Source organism: Sphingomonas sp. Leaf343 (assembly GCF_001423765.1).
GTDB lineage: Bacteria > Pseudomonadota > Alphaproteobacteria > Sphingomonadales > Sphingomonadaceae > Sphingomonas.
On the sequence record NZ_LMPG01000015.1, the window covers coordinates 77,026 to 92,149 of the forward strand.

Annotated in this window: 21 protein-coding genes; 6 read left to right on the forward strand and 15 right to left on the reverse strand. The window is 69.0% G+C overall.

The window, feature by feature from the left end:
* Nucleotides 1-16 precede the first annotated feature (16 nt).
* From msrB to ASG07_RS14610, 3 genes are read right to left on the reverse strand one after another with little or no spacing between them, the layout of a single operon-like run.
* Entirely contained in the window at nt 17-508 is a 492-nt protein-coding gene (msrB, locus tag ASG07_RS14600) for a peptide-methionine (R)-S-oxide reductase MsrB (protein WP_055848374.1), read from the reverse strand.
* Entirely contained in the window at nt 508-1,731 is a 1,224-nt protein-coding gene (locus ASG07_RS14605) for an ABC transporter permease (protein WP_055848377.1), read from the reverse strand. The genes msrB and ASG07_RS14605 overlap by 1 nt, the downstream gene beginning before the upstream one ends.
* The gene (locus tag ASG07_RS14610) at nt 1,728-2,642 is read right to left on the reverse strand and encodes an ABC transporter ATP-binding protein (protein WP_055848381.1); all 915 of its coding nucleotides are present in this window, start codon (nt 2,640-2,642) and stop codon (nt 1,728-1,730) included. The genes ASG07_RS14605 and ASG07_RS14610 overlap by 4 nt, the downstream gene beginning before the upstream one ends.
* Nucleotides 2,643-2,695: 53 nt before the next feature.
* Here ASG07_RS14610 and queG point away from each other — a divergent pair, with 53 nt between their 5' ends.
* A complete protein-coding gene (gene queG / locus ASG07_RS14615; RefSeq protein ID WP_201781043.1) occupies nt 2,696-3,736 on the forward strand; it encodes a tRNA epoxyqueuosine(34) reductase QueG in 1,041 nt (346 codons plus the stop codon).
* A 12-nt stretch (nt 3,737-3,748) separates the two neighbouring features.
* Here the strand turns inward: queG and ASG07_RS14620 are convergent, their stop codons facing one another.
* Together ASG07_RS14620 and ASG07_RS14625 are read right to left on the reverse strand one after the other, a co-directional pair.
* Complete coding sequence (locus tag ASG07_RS14620) at nt 3,749-4,117, reverse strand: hypothetical protein (protein ID WP_055848388.1); 369 nt, start codon at nt 4,115-4,117, stop codon at nt 3,749-3,751.
* Nucleotides 4,114-4,788, reverse strand: a complete 675-nt coding sequence (locus tag ASG07_RS14625) for an EI24 domain-containing protein (RefSeq protein ID WP_055848391.1) — start codon at nt 4,786-4,788, stop codon at nt 4,114-4,116. Before ASG07_RS14625 ends, ASG07_RS14620 begins: the two co-directional genes overlap by 4 nt.
* 147 nt (nt 4,789-4,935) lie before the next feature.
* Between ASG07_RS14625 and ASG07_RS14630 the strand changes: the two genes are divergently transcribed.
* Complete coding sequence (locus ASG07_RS14630) at nt 4,936-5,934, forward strand: adenosine kinase (protein WP_055848395.1); 999 nt, start codon at nt 4,936-4,938, stop codon at nt 5,932-5,934.
* Nucleotides 5,935-6,117: 183 nt separating this feature from the next.
* Here ASG07_RS14630 and ASG07_RS14635 read toward each other — a convergent pair whose 3' ends face one another.
* From ASG07_RS14635 to hisB, 9 genes are all read right to left on the reverse strand, one after another.
* The gene (locus tag ASG07_RS14635) at nt 6,118-7,668 is read right to left on the reverse strand and encodes an amino acid permease (protein WP_055848398.1); all 1,551 of its coding nucleotides are present in this window, start codon (nt 7,666-7,668) and stop codon (nt 6,118-6,120) included.
* Nucleotides 7,669-7,807: 139 nt separating this feature from the next.
* Entirely contained in the window at nt 7,808-8,185 is a 378-nt protein-coding gene (locus ASG07_RS14640; protein WP_055848400.1) for a histidine triad nucleotide-binding protein, read from the reverse strand.
* Between the two features lies 1 nt (nt 8,186).
* Nucleotides 8,187-8,495 carry a phosphoribosyl-ATP diphosphatase gene (locus tag ASG07_RS14645; protein ID WP_055848403.1) on the reverse strand — a complete coding sequence of 103 codons (309 nt, stop codon included), beginning with the start codon at nt 8,493-8,495 and terminating at the stop codon, nt 8,187-8,189.
* A 31-nt stretch (nt 8,496-8,526) separates the two neighbouring features.
* Entirely contained in the window at nt 8,527-8,688 is a 162-nt protein-coding gene (locus ASG07_RS17540) for a hypothetical protein (protein ID WP_168377359.1), read from the reverse strand.
* Nucleotides 8,689-8,998: 310 nt separating this feature from the next.
* Complete coding sequence (gene hisF / locus ASG07_RS14650; protein ID WP_055848406.1) at nt 8,999-9,760, reverse strand: imidazole glycerol phosphate synthase subunit HisF; 762 nt, start codon at nt 9,758-9,760, stop codon at nt 8,999-9,001.
* Complete coding sequence (gene hisA / locus ASG07_RS14655) at nt 9,757-10,512, reverse strand: 1-(5-phosphoribosyl)-5-[(5-phosphoribosylamino)methylideneamino]imidazole-4-carboxamide isomerase (protein WP_055848411.1); 756 nt, start codon at nt 10,510-10,512, stop codon at nt 9,757-9,759. The genes hisF and hisA overlap by 4 nt, the downstream gene beginning before the upstream one ends.
* Nucleotides 10,500-11,105, reverse strand: coding sequence for an imidazole glycerol phosphate synthase subunit HisH (gene hisH, locus ASG07_RS14660; RefSeq protein WP_055848414.1), 606 nt, complete (start codon nt 11,103-11,105; stop codon nt 10,500-10,502). Before hisH ends, hisA begins: the two co-directional genes overlap by 13 nt.
* Nucleotides 11,102-11,386, reverse strand: a complete 285-nt coding sequence (locus tag ASG07_RS14665) for a YciI family protein (RefSeq protein ID WP_055848418.1) — start codon at nt 11,384-11,386, stop codon at nt 11,102-11,104. The genes hisH and ASG07_RS14665 overlap by 4 nt, the downstream gene beginning before the upstream one ends.
* Complete coding sequence (gene hisB / locus ASG07_RS14670) at nt 11,383-11,970, reverse strand: imidazoleglycerol-phosphate dehydratase HisB (RefSeq protein ID WP_055848421.1); 588 nt, start codon at nt 11,968-11,970, stop codon at nt 11,383-11,385. Before hisB ends, ASG07_RS14665 begins: the two co-directional genes overlap by 4 nt.
* Before the next feature lie 73 nt (nt 11,971-12,043).
* Here hisB and ASG07_RS14675 point away from each other — a divergent pair, with 73 nt between their 5' ends.
* The 4 genes from ASG07_RS14675 to ASG07_RS14690 all read left to right on the forward strand — a co-directional run bounded on the left by ASG07_RS14675 (nt 12,044) and on the right by ASG07_RS14690 (nt 14,539).
* Nucleotides 12,044-12,529: an SspB family protein gene (locus ASG07_RS14675; protein ID WP_055848423.1), complete on the forward strand. Its 486-nt coding sequence runs from the start codon at nt 12,044-12,046 to the stop codon at nt 12,527-12,529.
* 166 nt (nt 12,530-12,695) lie between these two features.
* Nucleotides 12,696-14,087 carry a class II fumarate hydratase gene (fumC, locus tag ASG07_RS14680; protein WP_055848427.1) on the forward strand — a complete coding sequence of 464 codons (1,392 nt, stop codon included), beginning with the start codon at nt 12,696-12,698 and terminating at the stop codon, nt 14,085-14,087.
* A gap of 51 nt (nt 14,088-14,138) precedes the next feature.
* Nucleotides 14,139-14,348 carry a hypothetical protein gene (locus ASG07_RS14685; protein ID WP_055848431.1) on the forward strand — a complete coding sequence of 70 codons (210 nt, stop codon included), beginning with the start codon at nt 14,139-14,141 and terminating at the stop codon, nt 14,346-14,348.
* Entirely contained in the window at nt 14,345-14,539 is a 195-nt protein-coding gene (locus ASG07_RS14690) for a hypothetical protein (RefSeq protein WP_055848433.1), read from the forward strand. The genes ASG07_RS14685 and ASG07_RS14690 overlap by 4 nt, the downstream gene beginning before the upstream one ends.
* On the opposite strand, the gene ASG07_RS14695 is transcribed toward ASG07_RS14690, so the two are convergent.
* On the reverse strand, nt 14,536-15,057 hold the full coding sequence (locus tag ASG07_RS14695) for a DUF2585 family protein (protein ID WP_055848438.1): 522 nt from the start codon (nt 15,055-15,057) through the stop codon (nt 14,536-14,538). The genes ASG07_RS14690 and ASG07_RS14695 overlap by 4 nt on opposite strands.
* Between the last annotated feature and the right edge of the window lie 67 nt (nt 15,058-15,124).

A 15,124-nucleotide genomic window follows, 5' to 3' on the forward strand; every position in this document is an offset into this window, starting at 1 on the left:
GGAGGGGAGAAGAGGGTCAGGCCGCCCGGAAGGTCATCGCCACGCCGTTCATGCAATAGCGCTTGCCGGTCGGCTTTGGCCCGTCGTCGAAGACGTGGCCTAGGTGACCGCCGCAGCGCGAGCAATGCACCTCCGTCCGCTGCATCATCATCGATCCGTCGACGCGCGTGCCGACCGCTTTCGGGAGCGGTGCCCAGAAGCTGGGCCAGCCGGTGCCGCTGTCGAACTTCGTCTTCGATGCGAACAGCGGTTGCGCGCAGCCCTTGCAGGCAAAGGTGCCGGCGCGATGTTCGTCGTTGAGGGGGCTGGTGAACGGCACTTCCGTGCCCTCCTTGCGCAACACGCGGTACGCGGCGGCGCCCAGCTTCGCCTGCCACTGCGCATCGGTCATCGTCACCGGATAGCGTTCGGCCGCCTGCGCCTGCTGCTTACAGCCGAACAGCGCGACGGCGGCGGTGCCGAGACCGGCGAGCCCGAGAAAAGTACGGCGATCGGAAGGAGTTTGCATCACCCCGATATAGGTGCTGGCCGTGAACGCCGCCAGAACGGGGTGCTGCCCGATTGCAGCACGCCACGCCGGAACAGCCGCGCGCCCGTCCAGATGAACAGCGCGACCCACAACAACTGCCAGACCAACGCCAGCGCATGCGGCCACAGCGTCGCGGAGTTCGCCGCGCGTCCGGCCATCGCGAAGGGCGACGATAACGGGAAGACCTCCGCCACGCGCGCGACCCAGCTTTCGGGCTGGCGCGCGGCGGCGGAGGCGAGCGCGAACATCGCGACCTGCACGATCGTGATCGGCAACGACAGCATCTGGATCTCCCGCTGCGACGATGCCTGCGCGCCGATGCCGAGGAACACCGAGCCGAGCAGGAGGTAGGCGAGCGAGAAATAGGCGGCGAACAGCAGCGCGAAGGTCGGCGCGCCGATCGCGGGCGCGAGGTCGCCGATCGCCTGCGCGGTCGTCGGTGGCAGCCACTGGCCGAGCGACAGCAGCACCGCGCCCCAGAAGCCGACGAACAGCACCGCGACGCCGAACATGCCGACCAGTTTGCCCGCGAACACCGCCTCCAGCGGGACGGCGGCGGCGAGGACCTCGATCACCTTGGTATTGCGTTCCTCGGCCATCGTGCCGACGACCTGCCCCGCCAGGAACAGCGTCAGGAAGAAGATGCCGAAGACGGCGATGAAACCCGACTGATGCTGGCCGCCGATCGAGGCGCGGGCGCGGGTCGCTTCGTGGCGGGTGGCGACGATGCGGGGGGCGTCGGCGGACAGCGTCGCCTGCGCCAGCGCCTCCAGATATCCGGCGGTGTAGCGATCGGTGGCGGGGATCAGCACCTGCGGGCGGGCGAGGTCGCCATAGAGGACGCCGTCGACATCGTAGCGGCGGTCGTCGATCGCTGCGCGCGCCTGCCTCGCCGGATCGGCGGAGGGTGCGGCGATGCTGAGCGTGGAGGGCCGAAAGTCGCGGGGGAACATCGCGCGCAGGCGCTTGTCCTGCGCGATCATCGCCGGCGCGATCTCCGCGGGGACGATCGCGACGATCCGCGCCTTGTCGGCCACGCCGTCGCCCATGCTCGCCGCGCCGATGCCGCCGATCGCGCTGATCGATCCGATCAGGACGGGGGCGAACAGGAACAGGAGAAAGACGGGCGTGTAGACCGTGGCGACGAAATCGCGGCGGGCGATGGTCAGCGCCTGACGCACGGCGTGGCGGAACCCGTTCATGCCGCATCCTCCGGCTGCTGGCCGACGATCCTGACGAACGCGTCGTGCAGGCCGGGGCGTTCGATCGTCAGGCCGGCGATACCGTAGCCCGCCTCGATCAGGGGCACGAGCAGCGGTTCGATGCCGCCATCGGGCAACTGGAACCGCCATGCGGAACCGTCCGCGACGGCATCGGCGGGCAGCAATCCGACGATCGCCGGGGCGGGGTGATGCGGTACGTAGCGGACGCGGCTGGGCAGGGTGGCGCGGGCGTCGTCGACGGTGCCCTCGAACCGGCGACGCCCGCCGGCGATGATCGCAAGCCGGTCGCACAGGCGCTCGGCATGCGCCATGATGTGGGTAGAGAACAGGATCGTCGCGCCGCGGTCCCGCTCCGCGAGGATCAGCGCTTCCAGCTTCTCCTGGTTGACCGGGTCGAGGCCGGAAAACGGCTCGTCCAGCACGATCAGGTCGGGGCGGTGGACGACCGAGCCGAGCAACTGCACCAGTTGCGCCATGCCCTTGGACAATTTGCGGATCTTTTCGTCGGCGGCATGGCCGAGGCCCGCCTCCTCCAGCATCGTCACCGCGCGGCGGCGACCCTCCGCCCAGTCGAGGCCACGCAGCGCGCCCATGAAGGCGATCGCCTCCTTCGCCTTCATCGCCGGGTACAGCCCGCGTTCCTCGGGCAGATAGCCGACGCGGTCGCTCGCCTCGCGCGGGTTGATGTGGCCGAGCAGCGTGCGATGGCCCTCGTCCGGCTCGATGATGCCGAGCAGCATCCGCAGCGTCGTGGTCTTGCCCGCGCCGTTCGGGCCGAGAACGCCGTAGATCGATCCGGCCGGCACCGACAGGTCGACACCGTCGACCACGCGCCGTTGCTCGTACCGCTTCACCAGATGCTCGGCGGTGACCGCCCGTTCGTCCGCCATGCTTCCTCCCGCCGGGGCGGTCGTGGTAGCGGGGAGGGGTGGCGCAAGACAAGCTGGAAGACCGGATCAAGGCGAAAGCGGCCGAACTCGGCTTTGCCGCATGCGGGATCGCGCGCGCCGACGCCGCGCCCCGTGCGGGCGAGCGGCTGCGCGCGTGGCTGGAACAGGGGCGGCACGGCGACATGATCTGGATGGAGGAGCGCGCGCACCACCGCGCCTCCCCCGCCGGTCTGTGGCCGGAGGTGCGCAGCGTGGTGTCGCTGGGCATGAGCTACGCGCCCGGCCGCGATCCGCTGGCGCTGGCCGACGCGGGGGACCGGGGTCGCGTGTCGGTCTATGCGCAGGGCGGCGATTACCACGACGTCGTAAAGAAGGCGCTGAAAGCGCTCGGTCGATGGCTGGCGCAGGCGGCGGCCATATCAGGAGAAGGGTGCGACCTGAAGGTGTTCGTCGACACCGCGCCCGTCATGGAAAAGCCGCTGGCGGAGGCGGCGGGGATCGGGTGGCAGGGGAAGCACACCAACCTCGTCAGCCGCGAGCATGGCAGCTGGCTGTTCCTCGGCGCGATCTACACGACGCTGGACCTGACGCCGGACGTGGCGGGGCGGGATCGCTGCGGATCGTGCGACGCGTGCCAGCGGGCGTGCCCGACCGATGCGTTTCCCGCGCCGTATCAACTGGATGCGCGACGCTGCATCTCGTACCTGACGATCGAGCATGCCGGGCCGATCCCGGAGGAGTTCCGGCCGGGCATCGGCAACCGTATCTATGGCTGCGACGATTGCCTGGCGGTGTGCCCGTGGAACAAGTTCGCGGATGCGGCGGCGGCGAACATGGCGTTCATCGGCCGTGCCGAACTGGCCGCGCCGGATCTGGCGGACCTGCTGACGCTGGACGATGCGGGATTCCGGCAGGTGTTTTCGGGATCGCCGATCAAGCGGATCGGGCGCGACCGGATGGTTCGCAACGCGGCGATCGCGGCGGGGAACAGCGGGGCCGGGGTGCTGCGGCCGGTGCTGGAGCGATTGCTGGAGGATGCGTCGCCGGTCGTGGTCGAGGCGGCGGAGTGGGCGTTGCGGCGGTTGCCTGCCTGAGCCCTGCTCGCGCTACCGCGCCTCTTTGCGGCGGGTCAGCGCAGCGACGCAACTGGCGCGGTCGATCGCGCTGCCGTCGGGTTCGCGCGCGTCGAGATAGGTGACCTTCGGCTCGGCGCTGCCCTTTGGATAGAGATACGCGTCGAGGATGCAGATGCTGCTGCCGAACTGCAGCTTGCGCGCGGAGCCTTCGCGCACGTCCGCGTCGGGGTCGCCGAACAATTGCGTCAGGCCGGCGGCGTTCTGGCCGAGGACGCGCTCCAGCCCGACGCTGGTGTACGGAACGGGCGCGCGGCCGGCCCCCGTGCGGGCGACGGGGGTCGGCGAGGTGGCGCAGGCGCCGAGCGCGAGGCCGAGAGCGAGGATGGCGAAGCGCGTCATGTCTTGTCCCGGTGATACATATGCGTCGCCATCGCCGCGCCCAACACCGGCGCGACGAACGCCACCAGCGGCACGAGGAACAGCGCGGCGTCCGCCAGCCCGAGCAGGAACCGCCGTCCACGCGTCCGCCGCCGCCACGCCGCGAGGCCGGTGCGATCCAGATGCCGGACCGCGACCATGTCGCCGAGGTCGCGGCCGAGCAGCCAGCCATTGACCAGCAGGAACGCCGCCGCGGTGCCGATGCCGGTGGCGAGCAGCACGAGGTAGAGTGGCGACAGCACGACATTGACGGCGATGACGCGACCGGCCGAACGCAGGCCCATCGCCGCCGACCGGGCGAACGGCACCGGCCGGGCGGTGGCGAGGGCGGCGGGGTAGTGCCGCGCCTCGACCGCCTCGACCACCTCGTCCGCGAACACGCCGATGACGGCGACCGCGATGGCGCGGAACAGCAGCCACAAAGCCAGCCCGAGGATCACGACGGTCGCGGCGGCGGCGAGCCCGCCGGCGCTTTCGGCGGACCAGCGGGCGATCAGCGCGCGGACACCCCACCATGTCGCGACGCCGAGCACTGCGAACACGGCCAGCGTCACGGCCATCGATTTGACCAGCACCCGCATGATCCGGGCGTCGCCGAGCTGGCCGAGCGACAGGAAGAATGCGGTGAACATGGTTGCGGGATGGCGGCGCAGAGCGATGGGGTCAACCGGCAGGTCGCGGATCGCGCGATCCCTGCCTCGTCTCCGCGTAGGGCGGTCGTTGTCGTGAGGGCGTTTCGCCGATAGGGCGGCGGCAGATTTTCCTGGGAGTTTTCCGTCTTGAGCCAGCCCACCTACGATGTCGTTGCGATCGGCAATGCGATCGTCGACATCCTGTCGCAGTCCGATGACGCCTTCCTGACCGAGCAGGGCATGACCAAGGGCGCGATGCAGCTGATCTTCTCCCCCGAAGATGCCGACGCGCTGTATGCGAAGATGGGTCCGGGGCGCGAAGTGTCGGGCGGGTCGGCGGCGAACACGCTGGCGGGGATCGCGGCGCTGGGCGGCAAGTGCGCCTTCATCGGGCAGGTCGCCGACGATCAGCTGGGTCAGGTCTTCGCGCACGACATCCGCGCCGCCGGCATCCGCTTCGACACGGCAGAGCGCGCCGGCGCGCCGACGACGGGACGCTGCCTGATCTTCGTGACGCCCGACGGGCAGCGGACGATGAACACGTTTCTCGGCGCGTCGCACTTCCTCCCGGAAGCGGCGATCGACCGGGCGCTGATCGCGGATGCCGCGTATCTGTACATCGAGGGCTATCTCTGGGACCCGGAGGAGCCGCGCGCGGCGATGCGGGCGGCGATCGACGTGGCGCGCGGTGCGGGGCGGAAGATCGCCTTTACGCTGTCGGCAGAGTTCGTGATCGACCGCTATCGCGCCGATTTCCACGCGCTGATCGACGCCGGCCTGATCGACGTGCTGTTCGCCAACGAGGCGGAGATCATGGCGCTGACCGAGACGACCGATGTCGATGCCGCCATCGCGGCGGTGCAGGACAAGGTGCCGACGGTGGTCGTGACCCTGGCCGAAAAGGGCGCGTGCGCGATCCGGGGCGGCGAGCGCACCACGGTGCCGGCGGTGCCGATCGCGGCGGTGGTCGACACGACGGGCGCGGGCGACCTGTTCGCGGCGGGATTCCTGCATGCGCAGGCACGTGGCGATGATCTGGAGCGCTCGCTGAAGCTGGGCGCGCTGTGTGCGGCGGAGATCATCAGCCATTTCGGCGCGCGGCCGCAGGTGGACCTGAAGGCGCTGGCGGCGGAAAAGCTGGGCTGACCGCGGGTTCCGTCGCTCCTCTCTCACAAAAGGGGGGGCGCGGAGCGGCGGAGGGTGCCCACGCTGCTGGTTTCACCCCTCCGTCAGCCCTGCGGGCTGCCACCTCCCCCTGCTGCGGAGGATCGGGCAAACAAAAAAGGCCGGGGGCGACCCCGGCCTTTTTCGTGTCCTGCGTTCAGCCGATCAGTGGGTGATGCCGTCGATGGCGTCGTCGGTGAGCACCTCGACCCGGCCTTGCCCGACATGGCTCGTCCGGTACCCGTACAGATAGTAGATCACGAGGCCGATCGCGCCCCAGATCACCAGGACCAGCATCGCCGCGGACGGCAGGTTGAAGAACAGGAAGATACAGCCGACGACCGTCGCCGGGGCGACGAACCACACCGCCGGCGTCCGGAACGAGCGGGGGCGATGCCCCTCCTTCCTGCGCAGGATCAGGACCGCGATGGCGACCATCATGAACGCATAGAGCGTGCCGGCATTGGCGATGTCCGCCAGTGCGCCGACCGGCAGGAACGCCGCCGCGAACGCGACCGCCGCCCCGGTGATGGCGGTGACGACGTGCGGCGTCTTCCACTTCGGATGGACCTTGCTCAGCGCGTTGGGGAGCAGGCCGTCACGGCTCATCACGAAGAAGATGCGCGTCTGGCCGAACAGCAGCACGAGGATGACCGACGGCAGCGCGACGAACGCCGCGATGCCGAGCATGTTGCCGATCTTGCCGAAGCCGATCGTGCGCAGGACATGGGCCAGCGCCTCGTTCGAGCAGACCAGCGCCTGCGCATGCTGAGGCATCGCGCACTGGCGCGCGAGTTCTTCCGAACCGGCGGGGAAGGGGACGCCGCCCGGACCCATGATCGGCTGGCCGCCGATCGTGCCGATCGCGCCCGCCGCGACGAGGATGTAGAAGACGGTGCAGAACAGCAGCGATCCGATCAGGCCGATCGGGACGTTGCGCTGCGGGTTCTTGGTCTCTTCGGCGGCGGTCGAGACCGCGTCGAAGCCGACATAGGCGAAGAAGATCGTCGCCGCCGCACCGACCGCGCCGACGCCAGTGCCGAAGCCGCCGAATACGCCCGCGGGCAGGAACGGGCTGAATTGCGCGGTGTCGATCTTGCCGAAGGTCAGGAAGATGAAGGCGGTCAGCGCGACGACCTTGATCCCGACGAGGACGGCGTTGACCTTGGCGCTTTCCGACGTGCCGATGATGAGCAGCCACGTCACGAGCAGCGCGATCACGACGGCCGGCAGGTTGATGAACCCGCCCGCGACGCCGCCCAGCGCCAGCGGCCCGGCGCTGAGCCAGACCGGAAGCTGGATGCCGAGGAACTGGTTCAGGATCGTGCCGGTGAAATAGCCCGACCAGCCGACCGACACCGCGGAGGCGGCGACGGCATATTCGAGGACCAGCGCCCAGCCGACCGTCCAGGCCAGCAGCTCGCCCATCGTCGAATAGGTGTAGGTGTAGGCAGAGCCGGCGACCGGAATCATCGCCGCGATCTCGGCGTAGCAGAGCGCCGCAACGATGCAGATCGCGCCGGCGATGGCAAAGGCGAGCATCAGGCCCGGACCCGCCTTTTGCGCACCGGCCGCGGTCAGGACGAAGATGCCGGTGCCGATCACCGAGCCGATACCGAACAGGGTGAGCTGGAACGCGCCGAGCGTGCGATGGAGAGACTTTCTCTCCGCCGCCGCCAGGATGGCGTCCAGTGGCTTAACGCGCCCGAAAATCATGTACTTACGTCCCCCCAGGGATAAAGGCGGGGCGTCGATCGCGCCCCATCATGTGCGAAAGGGGAGAGCCTAAAGCCAAATCGGGGACGCGCAATCCTTTAGTGCGGCGAAGCGTGGCTATGGCGTGGGGTGCGCCGGTTCAGCGTGCCAGCATCGGGCCGAGCGGCCCGCCGCCGAACAGGTGGACGTGCAGGTGCGGCACTTCCTGTCCGCCACGTGCGCCGATATTGGCGAGCAGGCGGTAGCCCGGCTCGACCAGCCCCTCCGCACGCGCGACCGCGCCGATCGCGCGGACGAAGCCGGCGATTTCCGCCTCCGATCCGCGCGTGCTGAAATCGTCCCACGACACATAGGCGCCGCGCGGGATTACGAGGATATGCGTCGGAGCCTGCGGCGCGATGTCGCGGAAGGCGATCGCCCATTCGTCCTCATAGACGCGGGTCGCGGGGATCTCGCCGCGCAGGATCTTCGCGAAGATATTCTGGTCGTCATAGGGCAGGGTGGCGTCGATCGGCATGTCAGCGGCTCGCCTTCTCGTCATGACCGGACACGCCCTCGCGCCGGGCGAGTTCGGTGCGGACATCGTCCAGCGACAGGCCGGCATCGGCGAGCAGGACGCAGAGGTGGAACATCAGGTCGGCCGCTTCGGGCACGATCGCGCGGGGATCGTCGCCCATCGCGGCGATGACCGTTTCGATCGCCTCCTCGCCGAGTTTCTGCGCGATCTTGGAGCGGCCGCGGGCGAACAGGCTGGCGGTGTAGGAACTGCCGGCATCGGCCCCGCGACGCGCGGCGATAGTGGCTTCGAGGCGGGCGAACGCGTCCATGTCCGCGCCGTGGCGGAGGACGGGTGTCGGGTCAATCCCGCGAGGTGGTCGGTCCGAAGCGGCGACGCAGCGCGCGGCGGACGAGCCACACGCCCAGAAACGCGCAGGCGAACAGCGCGATATCGGACAGCGCAGGGCCGGTGCGCGGATGCACGATGCCGGTGTGGCCGGAGGGGACCTGGGTCGAGGGCATCGCTGTAGGGTAAGGGACGGGCGTTGCGATCGGGTTAGCGGTTCGCTTGCGGAGAGGCCCCGTCCCGACGCTTCCTTGAAGGAGATCGTATAACGAGCTCAGGCGCTCGTGGGCAAGCCACCACCCCGGCGAAGGCCGGGGTCCAGTTGGATAGCGTTTTCCGTCGATTACCGTCGACATCCTAACTGGGCCCCGGCCTCCGCCGGGGTGGCAGAAGAGGTTTGCGACGATCCCTTACCAGGAGAAGGCGAGGTGCCGATCGGGCATGTGCTCCCCTCACTCGCGTGAAACGGCGCTCCATCGACGCGCGTCAGTGCGACCGGACCGGCACCCCAGCCTTCGCCAGCGCGGCGTGGGCGTCCGCGACGCTCGCCTCGCCGAAATGGAAGATCGATGCGGCCAGCACGGCGGAGGCATGGCCGTCGACGATCCCGGCGACGAGATCGTCCAGCCCGCCGACGCCGCCCGATGCGACCACCGGGACGCTCGTCCGGTCGGCGATCGCGCGGATCAGATCGAGGTCATAGCCGGAGCGGGTGCCGTCCCGGTCCATCGACGTCACGAGCAACTCGCCCGCGCCGAGGTCCGCCAGCCGCAGCGCGTGTTCGATCGCGTCGATGCCGGTCGGACGGCGGCCACCGTGCGTGAACACCTCCCACCTGCCCTCGACGCGGCGGGCGTCGATGCTGGCGACGCAGCATTGGCTGCCGAAGCGTTCGGCGATGTCGGCGACGACTTCCGGGCGGGCGACGGCGGCGGAATTGACCGCGACCTTGTCCGCGCCGGCCAGCAGCAGCGCGCGCGCGTCCTCCGCCGTCCGGACGCCGCCGCCGACGGTCAGCGGCATGAAGCAGACGGCGGCGGTGCGGCTGACCACGTCGAGGATCGTGCCGCGCGCCTCGTGACTGGCGGTGATGTCGAGGAAGCAGAGTTCGTCCGCCCCGGCGGCGTCATAGGCGCGCGCCTGCTCCACCGGATCGCCGGCGTCGCGCAACTCGACGAAGTTCACGCCCTTGACGACGCGACCCTCGGCGACATCGAGGCAGGGGATGACGCGCGCGCGGACGGTCATGCCGCGGCGGCCGCCACCGCGAGCGCCGCCGTCAGATCGAGCCGCCCGTCGTACAGCGCGCGACCGGTAATCACGCCCTCGATCCCGTCCTTCGCATGCAGCGACAGGACGTGAATGTCGGCGATGCCGGCGACGCCGCCGCTGGCGATCACCGGGATCGCGACGGCGCGGGCGAGATCTACCGTCGCCTCGATGTTGCAGCCCTTGAGCAGACCGTCGCGGCCTACGTCGGTGAACAGCAGCGCGGCGACGCCCGCATCCTCGAACCGGCGGGCGAGGTCGACGGTGCTGGTCGTCGAGACGTCGGCCCAGCCCTTGGTCGCGACCATGCCGTCGCGCGCGTCGACCGCCACGACGATGCCGCCGGGAAAGTCGCACGCCACGCCGCGGACGAAATCCGGGTCCTCCAGTGCGGCGGTGCCGATCACGACGCGCGACACGCCGAGGTCGAACCAGCGCTCCACGCTGTCGCGGTTGCGGATGCCGCCGCCGAGCTGGACGTGGCCGGGAAAGCGCTGGACGATCGTGCGGACCGCCTCGCCGTTGACGGATGCCCCCGCGAACGCGCCGTCGAGGTCGACGACGTGCAGATACTGCGCGCCCTGATCGGCGAAGATCATCGCCTGCGCGGCAGGATCGTCACCGTAGACGGTGGCGCGGTTCATATCGCCCTCCGCGAGGCGGACGACCTGACCGTTCTTCAGGTCGATGGCGGGGAAGACGATCAGGCCGTCGGGTGTCAGGGACGCCATGCGAGAAATCTCGTGAGGAGGGAGAGGCCGTAGGACTGGCTCTTCTCCGGATGGAACTGCACGCCGAGCAACGTGTCGCGACCGATCGCGGCGGTGACGGGGCCGGCGTGGTCGGTGGTGGCGATCACGTCGTCGCCCTCGAACGCGAAGCTGTGGAGGAAATACGCCTCGCCCGGCTGGACCAGCGGATGCTCCAAGAGGGGGACGACGTCGTTCCAGCCCATGTGCGGGACCTTGGCGTCCATCGTCGCGGGTTCCAGCCGGCGGACGCGACCGGGAATCCAGCCGAGGCCGGGATGCGTGCCCATCTCCTCGCCGGCATCCGCCATCAACTGCATGCCGACGCAGACGCCGAGGAAGGGCGTGGCTTCGGTGCGGGCGCGGCGGTCCATCGCCTCGACCATGCCGTCGATGCCGCGCAGTGCCGCCGAACACGCGCCGAACGCGCCGACTCCGGGCAGGACGATACGGTCGGCGCGCGCGACCACGTCCGGGTCGGCGGTGATCGTCAGGTCCTCGCACCCCGCCGCGCGCAGGGCGTTGGCGACGGAGTGGAGATTGCCCGCGCCGTAATCGATCAGCGCGAGCGTCATCCCTTCAGCGCTTCGAGTCCCGGCGCGACCACGGACGTCGCGACTTCGGTGAAGCTGTATTCGGCGAGGCCGTGGATCGCGAAGGGGTCGGTCTTCGCCCATGCCTCGACCGCGTTCCGCTCGCCGCGGCAGAGGAACATGCCGCCGGTCAATGGCACCTGACGCCCGGCCGCGAGCAGCATCCCCGCCTCCACGCCGGCGTGGAGCCAGTCGAGGTGCGCGGCGCGGTGCGCGTCGATCGCTTCGGTCGGGACGACGTAATGGAGCAGGACGAGGATCATAGCGTACCTTTCGTCGAGGGAATGGCGTCGCTCTTGCGCGGGTCGATCTCGATCGCCTTGCGCAGCGCACGGGCGAGGCCCTTGAACGCGCTTTCGGCGATGTGGTGGTTGTTCTCGCCGTGCAGCGTCTCGACGTGGAGCGTGATGCCGGCCGCCTGCGCGAAGCTGTGGAACCAGTGCTGGAACATCTCCGTGTCCATCTCGCCGAGGCGCTTCTGGCTGAACTCGGTCTTCCAGACGAGCCATGGCCGCCCGGAGATATCGAGCGCGACGCGGGTCAGCGTCTCGTCCATCGGGCTGAGCGCGTCACCGTAGCGGACGATCCCGCGCTTGTCGCCGAGCGCCTTCGCCACCGCCTCGCCGATCGCGATGCCGGTATCCTCGACCGTGTGGTGCTGGTCGATATGAAGGTCGCCCTTGGTGCGGACGTGCAGGTCGATCAGCGAATGGCGCGACAATTGTTCGAGCATGTGGTCGAAGAAGCCGACGCCGGTTTCGATGTCGTAGAGGCCGGTGCCGTCGAGATCGACGGTGACGGCGATCTTCGTCTCGCTGGTGTCGCGGGTGATCGTGGCGGTGCGCATGGCGCATCCCTTAACGAGCGCGCGAGGCGATGCAATCTTGACGGCAGGGAAGGTGGACGCCTACCCAAGCGCCATGACCGATGGCCTTCCAGACAGCCTGATCCCTTATGACGAGATCGTCCAGGAGGCGTTGCGCGCCGTGGTCGGCCGCGTGCTCGGATCGGTGCAGGAAGCCGGCGCGCTGCCCGGCGAGCATCATTTCTACATCACCTTCAAGACGCAGGGGCCGGGTGTCGACATCCCGAAGCGGCTGATCGAGCGGTTTCCCGACGAGATGACGATCGTCATCCAGAATCGCTACTGGGACCTGATCGTCGACGACGAGCGGTTCTCGGTCGGGCTGAGCTTCAACCAGGTGCCGTCGAAGCTGGTGATCCCCTATTCGGCGATCACCGGATTCCACGATCCGGCGGTGAACTTCGAGCTGCGCTTTCAGGCGCTGGAGGGGCCGGACGACGGCCCCGAAGCGCATGACGCGGCGGAGAATGACGGCCCGATCGCGACGCCGGTCGAGGACGGGTCGAACGTGGTCAGCGTGGACTTCAAGCGGAAGAAGTAAGGCGGCGGCGCTGGCGCAAAGCGCCACGCCAAGCCCGGCCGGCGGCGCCAGGCGCCGTCCGACGACGCGGCTTCGCCGCGGCGGTGTTCCCGCCCACAGGTCAGTCCACCCTTACCTGAAGACCACCGTCGCGGACCCGATCTCGCCTCCGCGGGTTCCCTCCTGCATGACCGACACCCGCACCGAAACCGACTCGATCGGCCCGATCGAGGTTCCCGCCGACGCCTATTGGGGCGCGCAGACCGAGCGATCGCTGGAGAATTTTCCGTTCGGCGCGACCGAGCGGATGCCGATCGGCATCGTCCATGCGCTCGCGCTGGTGAAGCAGGCGGCGGCACGGGTGAACCGGCGGCACGGACTTGCGGCGGAGAAGGCGGACGCGATCGAGGCGGCGGCGGCGGAGATCGCCACGGGCAAGCTGGACGACCAGTTCCCGCTCGTCATCTGGCAGACGGGCAGCGGCACGCAGTCGAACATGAACGTGAACGAGGTGATCGCCGGTCGCGCGAACGAGATGCTGACCGGGACGCGCGGCGGCAAGTCGCCGGTGCATCCGAACGACGACGTGAACCGCGCGCAATCATCGAACGACAGCTTCCCCACAGCGCTGCACGTCGCGGTGGCGCTGGCGGCGACGCAGCGGCTGTTGCCGGCGCTCGACCGGCTGGAGTCGGCGCTGTCCGCCAGGGCGGCGGCCTGGGACGATATCGTCAAGATCGGGCGGACGCATCTTCAGGACGCGACGCCGCTGACGCTCGGCCAGGAATTCTCCGGCTACGCGCATCAATTGTACCGGTCGAAGGCGCGGATCGAGCCGGGCGTGATGCACGGCATGACGGCGCTGGCGCAGGGCGGCACGGCGGTCGGCACCGGCCTGAACGCGCCCAAGGGCTTCGCAGAGGATTTTGCGTGCGAAATGGCGGACCTGACCGGCCTGCCGTTCCGCGCCGCGGACAACAGTTTCGAGGCGCTGGCGTCGAACGATCCGCTGGTCCATGTTTCGGGCACGCTCAACACGCTGGCGGTCGCGCTGACGAAGATCGCGAACGACATCCGCCTGCTGGGATCGGGGCCGCGCTCGGGTCTCGGCGAACTGGACCTGCCGGCGAACGAGCCGGGCAGCTCGATCATGCCCGGCAAGGTCAACCCGACCCAGTGCGAGATGCTGACGATGGTCGCGGCGCAGGTGATGGGCAATCACGTCGCGGTGACGATGGGCGGGATGCAGGGACATCTGGAACTCAACGTCTTCAAGCCGTTGATCGGCGCGGCGGTGCTGCGATCGATCCATCTGCTCAGCGTCGGCATGAACAGCTTTGCCGAACGCTGCGTCGAGGGGCTGGAGCCGAACCGGGACCGGATCGCCGAACTGGTCGGGCGTTCGCTGATGCTCGTCACCGCGCTCGCCCCGGAGATCGGGTATGACAATGCCGCCAAAATCGCCAAGCACGCGCATGAGCATGGCCAGACGTTGCGGGAGGCTGGGCTGGAACTCGGGCTGGTCGATGGTGACACGTTCGACCGCGTCGTGCGCGCGGAGGATATGCTCGGGCGCTGACGGAACCTTCCGTCGTTCATCGCGCTTCATCGGCGAGAAGGAGATGCTTACGTGAGTGCAACGACAATCGGCGCTTTGGTCGGCGGCGCGATCGATTCGATGAGCGGTGACGACGGCGTCGGCGACGGCGCGATCAAGGGCGCGATCACGGCCAACGTGCTGAAGGTCGTGGTGCCGCTGGCCATAACCTATGCGGTCGGCTGGGCGGTATTGCGCGGCATCGGCGAACTCAAGGACCTCGCATTCGGAGAGACGGAATGATCGGACGGATTATCGGCGCACTCGTGGGCCGCGAACTGGGTCAGCGGCAGGGCAGCGGCGGCGTCAAGGGCGCGGCACTCGGTGCGCTCGCGGTCGGCGGGCTGCGGCGGATGGGGCCGCTCGGCATGCTGCTGGGCGGCGGTTACGTCGCGAAGAAGGCGTATGATCGCCGGCGCGCCGGCCGGGTCTAGCCGCCCGCCTGCCACGCACTGATCGCCCCGACCGGGGCGATCAGTGCGATCAGGTTCAAGGTGAGATTGTCGCGGATCGCGAGCGCCAGTCCGACCTCCAGCGCAAGTACGAGCATGACGGATACCGCCGCCGGGAGGCGGGATGCCAGCCAGAACCCTGCGATCATGCAGCCGATATCGAATAGCGAGTTCAGAACGCTGTCCCCGGTATAGCCCAAGGCCAGCGTCGTTGCGCGGTAACGATCGATGACCATCGGCGTGTTCTCGGCAATTTCCCACGCGGCCTCGAGCGCGACCACCACGACGAGGCACGCCTTCACGGGCCATCGTTTTAGCGCCAGCCGCGATACGGCGTAGAAGATCAGGCCATGCACGACATGCGTGAAGCTGTACCAGTCGGTCAGTTGCTGGCTGTTCTGGTCCGACCGGACCTCGCCATGCCACAAAGCGACATGGCCGCATCGGCAGATCGCCGTTCGCCCCATCGCCAGCAATGTCGCAGCGACGCCGATCAGCATCGCGATGACCGCGATTCCGGATTTTGCCGCGATGCAGCGACCAATGCTTGACGCCTGCGCCACGGGC

Excerpts from the sequence above, each read along its gene's own strand:
- msrB (WP_055848374.1), bottom strand. The coding sequence starts at position 508 with ATGCAAACTCCTTCCGATCGCCGTACTTTTCTCGGGCTCGCCGGTCTC.
- ASG07_RS14605 (WP_055848377.1), bottom strand. The coding sequence starts at position 1,731 with ATGAACGGGTTCCGCCACGCCGTGCGTCAGGCGCTGACCATCGCCCGC.
- ASG07_RS14610 (WP_055848381.1), bottom strand. The coding sequence starts at position 2,642 with ATGGCGGACGAACGGGCGGTCACCGCCGAGCATCTGGTGAAGCGGTAC.
- ASG07_RS14620 (WP_055848388.1), bottom strand. The coding sequence starts at position 4,117 with ATGACGCGCTTCGCCATCCTCGCTCTCGGCCTCGCGCTCGGCGCCTGC.
- ASG07_RS14625 (WP_055848391.1), bottom strand. The coding sequence starts at position 4,788 with ATGTTCACCGCATTCTTCCTGTCGCTCGGCCAGCTCGGCGACGCCCGG.
- ASG07_RS14635 (WP_055848398.1), bottom strand. The coding sequence starts at position 7,668 with ATGATTTTCGGGCGCGTTAAGCCACTGGACGCCATCCTGGCGGCGGCG.
- ASG07_RS14640 (WP_055848400.1), bottom strand. The coding sequence starts at position 8,185 with ATGCCGATCGACGCCACCCTGCCCTATGACGACCAGAATATCTTCGCG.
- ASG07_RS14645 (WP_055848403.1), bottom strand. The coding sequence starts at position 8,495 with ATGGACGCGTTCGCCCGCCTCGAAGCCACTATCGCCGCGCGTCGCGGG.
- ASG07_RS17540 (WP_168377359.1), bottom strand. The coding sequence starts at position 8,688 with ATGCCCTCGACCCAGGTCCCCTCCGGCCACACCGGCATCGTGCATCCG.
- hisF (WP_055848406.1), bottom strand. The coding sequence starts at position 9,760 with ATGACCGTCCGCGCGCGCGTCATCCCCTGCCTCGATGTCGCCGAGGGT.
- hisA (WP_055848411.1), bottom strand. The coding sequence starts at position 10,512 with ATGGCGTCCCTGACACCCGACGGCCTGATCGTCTTCCCCGCCATCGAC.
- hisH (WP_055848414.1), bottom strand. The coding sequence starts at position 11,105 with ATGACGCTCGCGCTGATCGATTACGGCGCGGGCAATCTCCACTCCGTC.
- ASG07_RS14665 (WP_055848418.1), bottom strand. The coding sequence starts at position 11,386 with ATGATCCTCGTCCTGCTCCATTACGTCGTCCCGACCGAAGCGATCGAC.
- hisB (WP_055848421.1), bottom strand. The coding sequence starts at position 11,970 with ATGCGCACCGCCACGATCACCCGCGACACCAGCGAGACGAAGATCGCC.
- ASG07_RS14675 (WP_055848423.1), top strand. The coding sequence starts at position 12,044 with ATGACCGATGGCCTTCCAGACAGCCTGATCCCTTATGACGAGATCGTC.
- fumC (WP_055848427.1), top strand. The coding sequence starts at position 12,696 with ATGACCGACACCCGCACCGAAACCGACTCGATCGGCCCGATCGAGGTT.
- ASG07_RS14690 (WP_055848433.1), top strand. The coding sequence starts at position 14,345 with ATGATCGGACGGATTATCGGCGCACTCGTGGGCCGCGAACTGGGTCAG.
- ASG07_RS14695 (WP_055848438.1), bottom strand. The coding sequence starts at position 15,057 with ATGCTGATCGGCGTCGCTGCGACATTGCTGGCGATGGGGCGAACGGCG.